General features: G+C 42.0%; 9 protein-coding genes. 3 read left to right on the top strand and 6 right to left on the bottom strand.

Annotation, left to right across the window (positions count from 1 at the left end; genetic code table 11):
• Positions 1 to 13 precede the first annotated feature (13 nt).
• From ACT3S9_RS16155 to ACT3S9_RS16130, 6 genes are all read right to left on the bottom strand, one after another.
• Positions 14 to 2,401, bottom strand: coding sequence for a TonB-dependent receptor domain-containing protein (locus tag ACT3S9_RS16155; protein WP_441831127.1), 2,388 nt, complete (start codon positions 2,399 to 2,401; stop codon positions 14 to 16).
• Positions 2,402 to 2,529: 128 nt separating this feature from the next.
• A complete protein-coding gene (locus ACT3S9_RS16150; RefSeq protein ID WP_192540199.1) occupies positions 2,530 to 3,570 on the bottom strand; it encodes a FecR family protein in 1,041 nt (346 codons plus the stop codon).
• Positions 3,571 to 3,683: 113 nt separating this feature from the next.
• Entirely contained in the window at positions 3,684 to 4,169 is a 486-nt protein-coding gene (locus tag ACT3S9_RS16145; RefSeq protein WP_192540198.1) for an RNA polymerase sigma factor, read from the bottom strand.
• Positions 4,170 to 4,501: 332 nt separating this feature from the next.
• Positions 4,502 to 6,055: a vanadium-dependent haloperoxidase gene (locus ACT3S9_RS16140; protein ID WP_301562771.1), complete on the bottom strand. Its 1,554-nt coding sequence runs from the start codon at positions 6,053 to 6,055 to the stop codon at positions 4,502 to 4,504.
• A 136-nt stretch (positions 6,056 to 6,191) separates the two neighbouring features.
• Positions 6,192 to 6,533: an isochorismate lyase gene (locus tag ACT3S9_RS16135; protein ID WP_192540238.1), complete on the bottom strand. Its 342-nt coding sequence runs from the start codon at positions 6,531 to 6,533 to the stop codon at positions 6,192 to 6,194.
• Positions 6,534 to 6,696: 163 nt separating this feature from the next.
• On the bottom strand, positions 6,697 to 7,467 hold the full coding sequence (locus ACT3S9_RS16130; protein WP_192540196.1) for a thioesterase II family protein: 771 nt from the start codon (positions 7,465 to 7,467) through the stop codon (positions 6,697 to 6,699).
• Positions 7,468 to 7,565: 98 nt separating this feature from the next.
• Between ACT3S9_RS16130 and ACT3S9_RS16125 the strand changes: the two genes are divergently transcribed.
• From ACT3S9_RS16125 to ACT3S9_RS16115, 3 genes are all read left to right on the top strand, one after another.
• A complete protein-coding gene (locus ACT3S9_RS16125) occupies positions 7,566 to 7,871 on the top strand; it encodes a hypothetical protein (RefSeq protein WP_444751120.1) in 306 nt (101 codons plus the stop codon).
• A gap of 125 nt (positions 7,872 to 7,996) precedes the next feature.
• Positions 7,997 to 10,693, top strand: coding sequence for a TonB-dependent receptor (locus ACT3S9_RS16120; RefSeq protein ID WP_192532255.1), 2,697 nt, complete (start codon positions 7,997 to 7,999; stop codon positions 10,691 to 10,693).
• A 33-nt stretch (positions 10,694 to 10,726) separates the two neighbouring features.
• On the top strand, positions 10,727 to 13,165 hold the full coding sequence (locus ACT3S9_RS16115; protein WP_444751119.1) for a hypothetical protein: 2,439 nt from the start codon (positions 10,727 to 10,729) through the stop codon (positions 13,163 to 13,165).
• The last annotated feature ends 119 nt before the right edge of the window (positions 13,166 to 13,284 follow it).

Below are 13,284 nucleotides of genomic sequence, written 5' to 3'. Positions count from 1 at the left end.
ACTTTGACCATATTTACCAATCAAACTGAAAACCAACACCTAGTGTGCGAGGTTCGCCAACACTGCCATAAGCTCCAGCAAGACCAAAATCCCTGCCATCTTGGACAAAAATTTCATAATCATCATCGAGTAAGTTGTTACCCCAAATATATGCTCTCCAGTCGTCTTGCTGATAACCTAAACGACCACTCAAGAGCTTACGATTACCGATTTTAGTTACTTCTGGTGCATCAATTCTAGAATAGGTATCACCGGTGTAGCTAAAAGTCATTGATGTAAAAAAGCCATTGTCATTTTGATAAAGCCCCCCTAGATTTGCAGTAAAGTCAGGTGCTTGAGGAAAAGACATCCCCGCAAGGTCGATCCCCTTAGTTACAAACTCTTCGAATTCAGTATGAATAAAGCCAAAATTTGCAAATAGATTTAGATCTGCGGTCGCTTGCCACTCAGCTTCAAACTCAGCACCGCTCACTTTAGACTTACCAGCATTGACCACGGCATCATCGAAGCCAGCTAACCCACCTGGTAAAGTCAGAGTGACTTGTTGATCTGACCAATCAAAATAGAAGAGATTGGCATTTAACCGTAACTTTCCATCAAGCAGTTGATTTCGCAAAAATAGCTCATAATTATCGATGAACTCCTCATCATATGGCGTCGCCTCACCTAAGAACATCGCAAAAGAAACTCCTCCAGCTTGAAAACCGCGACTGTAACTGGCACCGATCCGAGTATTATCACTAATGTCATAAGCGATGGTTAATGAAGGGATAAGTTGATTGAAGGATTCGGATGCGGACTGATCGCTGACAAAACCATTGTCTTTAAAATCTTTTGTGCTGCGTTTTTCTCGATTTAGCCGAGCACCTAGCTTGATCTCCCAATCATCAATAGGCAGCCAATTTAGTTGCGCAAATAAAGCTTGTTGTTCAATATTTTCTGTGCTCTGTACGGTATTGTTAAACGGGATTACACCACCTTGACCATCAGGAAAAACACCAGCACCTGTGAATCCATTGTAGTACTCGCCGTCAGAGTAAAATAAACCCACTAATCCAGAAAGACGCTTTCCCTCATAATGCAAACGAAGCTCTTGACTTAGCAGTTCCTCGTTCATAAATCCGTCCACACCTAACAAATCGTAGGCAGTGTGATCACCTTCGAAACGCTGATCAACAGCAAATTTATTGAACCCGGTCACAGAGGTAAAGCGTAAGTTTTCACTTACTTGCCAATTTGCCTCCAGCGATAAAAGGTCAAAGCTTGAAGGAAAGTCTCCTTCAATATTGTATGATTGTTTACGTTCAAAAATATCGCCCTCAGGTAATGCATAAACAAATGGAGTGGCGTTAGTGTCTGAATTATTATGTAAATAGCTCAGATCAAAAACCAACTCCTCATCACCGAGTGGCAGCCAACGCAGCGCTAAACGAATTGTTTCTTCATCCTCATTTTGAACATCTTCGCGGCCTGTGGTGATGTTTATAACATCGCCGTCTGATTGACGAGTCTCTAGCACCAAGCGCGCAGCTAATGTATCTTCAGCCAGTACAAGATTTTGCATCAATGCCAACCGCTTAGTATCGTACTGGCCAACTTCTGCACGAACCGAACCTTCGTAACCAAAGAAATCAGGGCGGTTATAATTGATATAAACAGCACCAATCAGTGCATTAGGCCCTTGTAATGAAGACTGAGGCCCACGCAAAACCTCAGCAGAAGTGGCATCAAAAAGCGAGGGTTTTACATAGTTACCTGCAGATACCCCCATAGCCACTTGGTTAATAAGTATTGATGCCAACGCATTAGAACGATTCAAAGAACCCGCTATGCCATCTGTATTTACACCACGGATACTGTATGCCCCCGAGATAGCGCTGCCAGCAGAAACATTTGCCGTCCGGTCAAAGACATCTTCTACGTTGTAAATAACCTGATCTTTTATTTGTTCTTCACCAAAATAGCCAACGCTCGTTGCTATTTCTTGGCGGGTTTCTCCCATTTTACTCCCCACCACAACAATTTTTTCTAACTCTTTCGATTCAGGTTTAGTTAAAGGTACATCTTGTTCAAGCAAAAACGTACCAGACGTCGTTTGCGTAATTCGCAGCCCGCTATTGGCGGTTAATTGCATTAATGCTTGTTGGGCGGTTAGCTTGTCTGAAATAGCCGAGCTTTTGTATTGACTAATGTTGTCAACTTTCACGATAACTTGTTGCTCAGTAACTACCGTAAAGTCACGGAGTGCTTTAATGAGCGGTTGAGCTTGAATTTCAAAATGAAAAGTTAGGTTATCGCCAGCATAGTCTTGGCTAAAGGCGGTGGGTGTAGCGGTTAAAGCTGAAATCAGTGCCAAAACACACCATAAATTAACACGATGTTTTTTATTTCGGTATTCCATGCATACCATGCTTAATATCTCCATTGAATATTAGACGCCAATGACAAATTTCATTGACTCTTAGTGAAGGAGACACTAAAGCAGCTTATACCCGTAAAAAATAAATCAATAAATTTTAAAACTAGTTTTTATAGCGGTCGCTCTGGGGGAAGTGAACGTAATACTAGCGTATTGCGACCTTGAACTTTACCCGACAAATGATAACCTTGCATGATTGCACGTAATGCTTCATCGCCTTTATTTAATACAAAGGTACCTGATACTAGCCTATCAGCCTCATAGATCAAACGGGTGTCTAATTCATAGGACGTATATGACTGCAGCACCTCAAGTGCTTCTATTAAAGGTCGCTGCTCAAAAACAATGACTCCATCTCGCCAAGCCCCCATTTCATCAAGTGCTCGAGTTTTTATGTCACCAAGTTCACCTGCTGTAATGCGAATAACGTCATTTTTTGTTAAGCGTGCTTCTACTGGGGCTTTTTCTGCCTGAACACCAACGGCTCCTTCAATAACCTCTATTTCTACAGCTTGTTCACCCAGTTTATGAAACACAAACTCGGTACCTAATACCCTTGCCTCTACCTGTTCGCTTAGAACAGAAAATGGCCTATTTGGTTGCGAAACCACACTAAATAAAGCTTTCCCGCTGACTAACATCACTTGTCGCTTTGCCTCTGTCATTGTTACCTTAAGTTCGGTGTTCCAATCTAGCCAAATCTCTGTTCCATCTTCTAGCGTTACTTTACGCTGCTCTGCCCAACCTGTTTGATAATGCTGTGGTTTACTGACCGGATTGGTTTTTTCTATCCTCTGCACAATCTCAGTTTGAGGCACTGTTGGGCTGCTAAAATCAAAACCAAAAAGGGCAAATATAATCAAAACCATTGCAATACCGGTTGTAGGTAGCATTCGGATGGGTGTTTCTGCTAACCGTTCAAATTGAATTTGAGTAGCCAATTTAAACTTGTCGACCAGTGAAAGGGGAGGGGGATCAATTAGCCCTAACAATGCCCAGTTAGCTTCAGCTTGCCTAGCTGCAATTTCATGTAAAGATGACTGATTGCGCCAAGCATCTAGTTTAGATTGGTTATTTGGATCATTGAAAGCCGCAACGACTAGGTTATACGCTTCACGCTGTAGGCGCTTGTCGGTATCTTGATTATTCACAGCTTTTTCCTCAGTTAAAGTGTCGCGATTTAACCACAGAGTGCTTTTACCGCCCTGTTATTATAGAACACACTTCATGTGCAAAAAACCGTAATATTTACTCATAAAGACACCTAAATTCGGAGAGAAAGTGCTTTTTTCACATGCTTTTCCACAGTGGAAAGACTCACACCCATTTGCTCGGCAATATCTTTTTGGTTAATACCATGAAGCCGATACATAATAAAAATTTGACGAGTCAGTACAGGTAAACTCTGAATAATCTGCTCAACTTTTTGTACATTCTCTGTAGATTCAATAATGTTCTCAGGGCTACGTTCATCCCATTCCTCCATTATCGGTGCTAATAATACGTTTAATTCAGCTCGAGTGCGCTCAGAACGCTGTAAATTAAACGCAGCATTTTTCACAGCTCGATATAAGAATGCGCGTACATCTTTAATTGGAGGATCGGGATCCCGGCGCAACAAGTTCTCTGCAACAGATTGGAAGATATCAGCAGCCGTGTCGGCGCAGCCTACCCGTCTGGTCAAAAAGCGGTTAACTTCTCGTCGATACCCTTCGATTGAGCGAGTGAGATTTTCGGCACGAAGTTTCAAGGATTTTTTATTTTTTACCGATAAATACATGCTAAATTCTTAATAAAAGGTTGAACAAAATACTTATGACAAAACGATAAAAACAAATGATGCTCAACGTTTCCCAAAACACTACCACGAATAAAAATCATTCTCAACAACAATTCCTTATCAGGTCTTACTTTACTTAAAAAATGTAAAGCACTGTAAAATAATATTATATTTAATATATATCACGAATAAATGCAGTATAAGAACAATGGAGAGATCTTAGGTGAGAGCACTAAGCGCGCTAAGGTTGGACAACGCCAGACTAATGTAGACTGGCGTTGTGCCGATAAAGCAGAACTTAATTATTTTTCAAATTTGAAACGCTCAGGTAACGTATCTAAGTCCCTACCTTCGCTTGGTTCTCTGAGCTTAGCAGTACCATTTACCAATTTACGTATATAATTGTATGCTAGATCACCAAACATAGGGCAGAACTTGGCACTCTCATCAACAGCCGCCTGAAAATGTACCCCTCCCCAAACGCGGCTTTGGCCACATTCTTGAGCAAATGTAGTCCAATTATTGTATGAAATTACAGTATCGATTGCGGGTGTCACACCAGACTCGATGCGTGACTTTCCTGCGGCTATAGACAGATTATAAACCATACTGTCATCGCCAAAAAACTGCCTTGCGGCCTGAGCGTGGGCATAACAAAAACATGTTGAAGCAGAAGGATACTCTGGGTGATCCGCTTCTTCAAGGTAACTTGTCCATTCACTCCCTTTCATAGTAACAGTTCCCTTTCCTGGCCCACCCCAAGCTTCTATATCTGCATCTTTAAATAATTTTTGAATGGCACTAAAAGGCCTAACTGCATCATATTTGTACTTTTCCTGCCAGACAAAAATCCCTGCATCGAACGTTGCCATATTCACTACAAATTCAAACTGCATAAAATCTAATAAAGATAAATTTCTTGCATCAGTATTTGTTGCAACTGAGAATGATAATGAACGAAACTTATCATCAAATAATTCTGCTTTTAATTTCAGCTCATCAGTTAAATCTGCCGAAGCTTGCACCACCTCTTTTGCTTGCTTGCGATAAGCTTTACGGTTGCGGTGATTACTATTGTGCGGAGGTGAAATTTCAAACTCTCGAGGATCTTCATACGAATATGGCTCAGCAAGTGCAAACTGTGGGGTCACGAACTGTTGGATCTTATATAAACCCAAACCTTGACGTTGCATATCTGGCTGCCAGTGAGATGGGTTACGTAACTCATAAGCCGTATTAACTGGTTTATAATTGGTATAGTCCGCATATGGTGTGGGATTGAAGGTTTTGCCAACATCTCCATATTGGTTCATGCCATCATTTAGGCGACCAGCAACAACCGCATTACCTGCAACATTACCTAAGCCAACAGCCGTTGTGATGTCTGTGCTATTGTTATCTGGGTCAAGACCAACATTTAACAGCAACTGGCGCCAAGTTTGCTTATATGACGGCATATAGCTATTAAGTACACGGTAAGAAGCATAAAATACTGCAGTATTAATATTCCTGTTTGTTGCTTCACTTTGTGGTCTGCGACCAAGGTGTGAATACACGCCTACAGCCGTTGGATGATAAGCCGCTGTTGCATCGTACCAAGCGTTTGTTAGTAAGATAGCGTAGCGAAAAACCAAAGAAGCATCACCATAATTTGCAGATACATATTCACGCAGAGCAGGAAGGCTACCAAAACCGATGACATCTAATGCTGCGTTATCAGCATCAAAGTCAAAATCCTCTTTGACTTGTGCGACGCTGTGTAGCGAACAAAACAGTGTAGATACTAATAACCCTATTTGGCAGACACTTTTCAATTTATGTATTTGATAAATCATATTTCTAATAGAAAGGTACATTTTTATTTTCCTTGTACGAATGTGAACCAGAAAATTCAACACCCAGAGGCTCGCTTAGTTGGGTGTGGTTATCGCTGGTATGTCTAAAGTGAAGTAACCAAAGAGCCTGATAGCAGTGGCGCTAAAGTTACGCAAGTTAACCGTTACCCAGTTTATGTGTTCCTTTGTTACCTGTGGTGATACTGTGTTTGGTTCGCCAATATTGCGTTTGCTGAGCGATATACCACTGAATTATTTCGTGATATAACGACTCTATGTAATCAGCAGGTAACTTATGTTGCAGTGCCCACTGTCGACGTTCTAGCAACATTTCAGCGACTCGGTCAGGGGCTGGAATACTTGCTTGGTTTGGCTTAAAACGCGCTGCGGATAGCACATATTCCATGCGCTCTCCCAACAGTTTAATGATCTCGTGATCAATGGAATCAATACCATCGCGAATATCCTTAAGGCTTTCGCATTCTGACGGGCTTTTCATAGATTTCACAAAATTATCCTTCTTTTCTAACCTTGGCTGTTTCTTAGTATTTCATACATCGCTTTAGCCACATGATGAGTTATAAATTTCACTGACTACCGATAATGAAAACACTTCTAACCGTTTTACCCGTAACTGTGGAGCAAAAGTTTTTAGAAGTAGCTTATCTATGGAGCTCAAGGTGGGTTTCCAGCACATCGCCAATACAATGGAGTAATTCTGATTGACTAGGTTGATTGAGATAAAAGTGCCCTCCGGAGAACATTCTCATAGAAAAGTTACTTGTCGTTTCTTGACGCCAAGCATCAAGTTCTGCTTCTTCAAATTCGCGTTCATCCTCACCACCAAAAGCGTAAATTGGACAACTAAGAGGGGCTTCAGGCGCATAAGTGTAAGTATCGGTTAAAGCAAAATCAGATCGGATTGTTGGCATGAGAAGGGCCATTAGCTGAGCTTCTTGAAGCACAGCTTCAGAAGTTCCCCCTGCATAGTTAGTTCGTAAAGTGTCTATAAATTGTTCATCTGGCAACGTATGAAAATACTCTCTGGGTAGAGGAGACTGAGGTGCACGCCGCCCGGATATCAGTAACGTCAATGGCATCGGATCACCTCGCCTGCGCAATTCTCGTGTCAATTCAAAAGCCAATAGTGCTCCCATGCTATGACCAAAAAAAGCAAAAGGCTTATCTAGATATGTTTGCAATCCAGAAGCCAAAGCCCGCGCCGCAGTTATCGCTTCATCAAAACAGCTTTCACCAATCCGCATCTCCCTTCCAGGCAATCTGATGGGACGCAACTCAATATGCTCAGGAAGTTGCTCAGCCCATCCTCGAAAAGCCAACGTTCCACCACCAGCGGCTGGAAAACAGAACAGCCTCATCTTAGCTTGGGGGTTATCAGTTCCACCGAGCCATAACGACTTCTCTAGACTCATGTTATTCTCCTTACTGTATTTAATTTCTGTTTAAGTAATGTTCGAGGAGTGTCGCAATTTTTTCCGCGCCCATTCGATTATTCCTCACTAACCAAGTAATGAATGCAGGAGCGCTTTATAAAATAACCTCAAATTCAGTGCAGCAGTTAGATAATCATATATTTGATTACAGTAGTTGGACCGAAGGGCTTCTTTCTGTGCGGAACATGCCCATAAAGCATTTTTTAGCGGAGTTATCACGTTATCACCGTGGGTTTATAAAATGTGCGCCAAATTTAGATGATTACTTAGTATCTGGGGTGTTTCAATTAAATGATACTAACCTCATTTTAACAACTCTTGCTCGCACTGCTCGCGCTAAAGTGCATTACATGACTCGTTGGTGGGCTGAAATACGGCCTTAATTATTCAATTAGTTACCCAGTTCAATAGAGTTATATAAAAATATAAGATAATTATCATTTAACCTTACGGGGTTTCTATTTTCATGCGTCATATAAGTATGCATTAAAGAAATAGGAAATCATTCATGCCCCGCGCTGCACTACACTTATTATCCGTTGTAACTTGTTTGTTGGTTATCACACCCACTGCAAGTTTAGCTGAACAAGCAACAGCGACATCACAAATAAAAATGATCAATTTTGATCTACCCGGGGGCGAACTAGGGGATGTACTTAGATTATTTTCGCGCCAAGCCGGTGTAACGCTGTCATTTGAAGAGCGGACTGTACGTGGTTTTTCAGTTACTGCAATGTTAGGTCAATACAGCACTGAATCAGCATTGTTGACGCTATTACAAAATACTGACTTACAGGCCTTACCAATTAGTAGTCGTGCATGGTTAGTACAGGAAAAAAACCAACAAGATTTAATAACCCTAAATACTATTAATGTGCAAAGCCGTAACGTTGATCTAAAAGATCAAACCTACACCGAAGCTGCCTCAGTAAACTTGATCACTCAGCAAGATATTCAACGTTTTAGAGGAACCAGTGTTGGCGATATTTTTCAGGGCACGCCGGGTGTATTGATCAGTGAAAACCGCAACTCTGGTGGTCTCGATATAAATATTAGAGGTATGCAAGGACAAGGTAGAGTACCTGTGGTGATCGACGGCAGCCGCCAAGAAACCACGGTTTATCGCGGTTACTCTGGGGTGTCAAGTCGTAGCTACATTGACCCTGACTTAATCGGAACACTTAAAATTAGTAAAGGCCCGGTAATGAGTGCTGATGGCACCGGCGCGACGGGTGGCTTAGTGAGTGTAAGCACATTAAGCGCCGATGATATTGTAAAAGAAGGCGAGTTAACGGGCTATCGATTGCGTGTTAGCGCCATTGGAAATAGCTCAAATGCACCCGATCCTGGGACTTATGCGGGTTATTATTTAGCACGTAATGCGTACCGCTCCGAATGTCGGTTTTCGAGCTACTGTAGCGATCAATATTTAATGCCAGAGCGCTTTGCACCTGATGAAGGCATGGATAGACCAAGCTTATTTAAATTTAGGAGTTATGCCGGTAGTTTTGCAGCAGCGAAACATTTTGAATGGGGCGACCTTATTGGCGCCTATGCAAAAAGAGAGCAAGGTAACTACTATGCAGGCAGTAATGGCCCTGCACCAGAGGTCATTTACGGCGAGCCAGACAAACTTGCTTGGTACACTGAAACGCAAGTATCAATGCAAGGCGCGTCACGTTTTCGTGCTAATGAGCGTATCCCCAATACTAACTTTTCGAGTGAATCTTGGCTGTTAAAAAGTAATGTACTGCTGCCCGATGATCAAAGTCTAGAAATGAGCTATATACGTTATAACAGCGCGTATGGCGAAATGATGCCTTCACAAATACGTTCTTTTGGTCAGGCAAGACAATGGCTTGATAGCGAAGTAACCAATCAAACTTACACATTGCGATACCGTTGGCAGCCAATTAAATATGACTGGGCTGATTTTAAAGCCAATATTTGGCATACCGATGCACTTACTCAGTTAAATACCCCAGGTGTTGGCTCAGTAGATATTGCTGATAATGTTGCTCGCAGTGATGACTATCAACGCTTTGGAACTGATATAAGTAATAGCATGATGTTTTACTCAGCAGGCGAATTAGAACTAAGTTATGGCTTTGCTGGACAGTATGAAAACATGGACACTAACACCCCTGAAACTGAAGGTTTTTATGTGGGTTCGCGCAGCGGGTGGCGTAAAGAGTTCAGCGCTTTTAGTGCAGTAGATTGGCAATTTGCATCAGCATGGTCACTAGAAGCCGGTTTACGTTTTACTCATTTTTCTTCTAAAGACAACAATCCTCTTGCTATAAACACGAATGATCCCGCCTGCATATCTGACGATGCAGGTGGTTGCTTAGAAGTGCAATATGAAAATAGTCATTCAGGTACTGCGCCGTTAGTCGCTATAAAATGGCAAGCATTTAAAGGATTACAGTTTTACCTTCGCCATAGCGAAGCATTGCGCATGCCGAGTTTATTTGAAAGCACCTCAGGCTGGTCTGTAAGCCCTGTATTAGATATCCCCTTAGAACCTGAACATGCAACTAATCAAGAAGTTGGCCTAAATTATTTAAACGACTCATTACTGGCCAATGATTATAAAGTGGGTTTCAAGCTCGCGTATTTCCAAAACCACATTGAGGACTACTTAACCCGCACCCAGCCAAATGCATGGGAGCAAAAGCAAGGTGGCTTTGACTTCTTCCGAATGCGAAATATCGACAGTCTTGATCTAAATGGCTGGGAACTTAATTTTAGCTACGACACAAAATACTGGCTTGTAGAATTAAGCGGTACGCATTACACCCATATTGAAGTGTGCAATGTAGGGAGTTACGTACGTTACTACTGTAATGATTGGGGCCTACCTGAGAGTTATATAAACAACATGATCCCGCCAAATTGGCATGCAAGTGCTCACCTTGGTGTGCGTTTATTTGAACAGCGGTTAGAAGCGGGACTAAGAGGCACTTTCATGGGGCAACGTAACTCAATCCCTCGTTACAACGCTCCAACAGGGTTTAATGAACCCGTCCTTTGGCACAGTTATAACCTGCTGGATATCTATGCCAGTTATAAATTTAACGATGATACGACACTCGATTTCACCGTAGACAATGTCACCGATCGTTATTACCTCGATGCCTTGAGCTTGGGTTTAGTACCTGCACCAGGAAGAACAGCACGACTGAGCTTAACCTTACAATTTTAACTGATAACACCTATCAGACAGGAGAATAAAAGCATGAAAAAAATATTTGGCGTAATCGCTATCATCGGGCTTTCGCTCACTATGTCGGCCTGTGGCGGCAGTAGTGATAAAAAAGCCGACACCGAAGTGCAAGTCCCGCAGCAAAAGCCAATCGCTGTCATTGAGTTACAATCGCCCACGGAACAAATATTTTCATTAGAAGCTGGCGCGGTACAAGTAACACTCAATGCTGATACAAGTACCCATGCCGAAGGTACTAGCTTAACTTACACGTGGCAGCTTATTGAGCGACCAGCTGCAAGTAACTCAGATATTACCAGTGCAGACAGTGCAATAACTGAATTTACAGCTGATTTCCCCGGTGTATATGTAGTGAGCTTAATCGTAAACGATGGCACCAAAAACAGCGAAGCTGTTCGTTTTACGCTCACTGCAACCAGCCCGTATCCAATTGCAATTACTGAGTCAATTTATAGTGTAAATTTGGGCACTGATAGCATTGGTCTTGATGGTAGTCAAAGCGTAACACCGACTGGTGAAACCGGCTCATTAGAATACCAATGGGAGCTTATTGAAAAGCCAACAGATAGTACGGGCTATTTAAACAATGCAGATCAAAGTCAAAGTACTTTATTTGTTGATTTAGCCGGTGATTACAAACTGCAATTTATAGTGACTTATAATGGCATTGCCAGTGAGCCCGTTAATGTTACGGTTAGTGTGGCAGAGGGTAATGCACCACCAGTTGCTAAAGCAGATGACATTACTATTATTTTAGGTGAAGAAGCCGTACTTGATGCCTCATCGAGTATTGATCCAGAAGGTGAGCAACTGCAATATCGCTGGCAATGGGGTTATAGCCCAACGGAGCCTGATAATGTACCCTTGCCAAAACTTGACGGTGCAACAACCGCCAAAGTGCGTTTTACTCCACAAGCTGTAGCAAATTATAAAATAATGCTATTTGTATTTGATGGCACGCGAAAAAGTGAAGAAAAAGAAATAACCGTCACAGTCAATAAAAACCCTGAAGCGACAACCAATGCGGCACCTATTGGTGAGTTATCAGCAACTGGTTATTATCCGTCTTACAGTATTGGTGAACAAGAAGTTGGTCTTCGCGCCGAGTTTAACTTTACTGGTTATGATCCAGAAGGTGAAGCGCTGCAAATTATCGACGCGACACTTGTTGAAAAACCTGAAGGTAGTTTAGCTGAGCTTGTTGATATAGGCTCTTGGAAACCGATGGGTAAAAAAATCCAAAAGTTAGATATAGCAGGTACTTATTTAGTTCGAATGGTGATTTCTGACGGTGAAAATCAAATGTCACTTGATGCCACGATGGAAGCAAAAGTAGGTAACGTTAACGGCCAACCTTCAACAAGTGGCGTTAATGCACAATCAAAATCAGTATTGGTTGGTGATGCGTTAGTATTTGATGCTTCAAGTAGCGATCCTAATGATGACCCAATTACCTTTCACTGGGAGCTAACAGATAAACCCGATGGCAGTAACGCCACAATTGAAGCCGTGATCGAGCCAGAGAGCCAAGAGTATCGCCGTGCAAAAGTGATCACCGATGTGCCAGGTTCTTACACTGCACGTTTGATTGTAGAAGATGACCGTGGCTTATTTGCCAAAACATATGCGCAAGATGATGGTTTAGCTAAATTAACCAACACAACACCAGAGATACGCTCAGTAGTATGGGCACGTAACTGGGGGCGTTTAAGGCCGGGTGAAGACTATTATCAAATTCTAACATGTATGTCGTTATTGCATCGCCCGGTGACAATTGATGCCGATGGTGATGAAGTATTCACGCATGAAGAGCTGATCAGTACACCTGAAGGCGGCGAGTTTACCAGTAGCCCAAGTGAGGCCGATTGCTCTAACACCCGAGGTCAAGTATTTACTAAACCAGGAACGTACACATTCAGATACTCTGCAACAGACTTAATTGATGATGCTCCACAGTACGATTTTGTAGTAAAAGTTGACCCAATAGCTGAGGCTAAAGGTGTTCGTTTACGCAGTTTAAATGACAATAATGAAAGCTTATGGCAGCCATTACCATATGAAAATATCCCTCCATTTGCTAATGACTTTTATGCAAGCTCTAAGCCTTTCCTTGAAGAAGGTTATGTAAGGTGGTCATTAACTGCAACAGATGCAGATTACACCATCGAAAATCTACATGTTAGTCATATCAATGGTGATTTAGAAAGCTTAACACCTCGCTTTGAAAACTTAATGCAAGGGCAAGTTATTGGCAAAGGTGAGTCAGTTGAGTTTAAAACTGTATTACCTGCGGTAACGTGTGTTGGAAACAAAGAGGCATCAGAAGGATTTCATTTTTCATTCAGAATTAAAGAAATTCCTGAGATCACTTTTGTATATGAAATATGGCGCACAGCTAACCAATCAAGCTTATTTGATGATGATGAGTGGAGAGAATGTGAGAGCGACTAGTTAGCATAAATCGATACTATTTAAAAAGTGTAGAGTGATTTTAATGCCACTTACCTTAGAGCAAGTGGCATTTTTTATTGGAAAGTTATGAGTCTGTAACGGATTCTGTGTAACTGCCC

Source organism: Pseudoalteromonas sp. AOP31-A2-14 (assembly GCF_052378035.1).
GTDB lineage: Bacteria > Pseudomonadota > Gammaproteobacteria > Enterobacterales > Alteromonadaceae > Pseudoalteromonas.
Note: the sequence above shows the minus strand (reverse complement) of the source record. Positions and strands in the feature narration are given on the sequence as shown.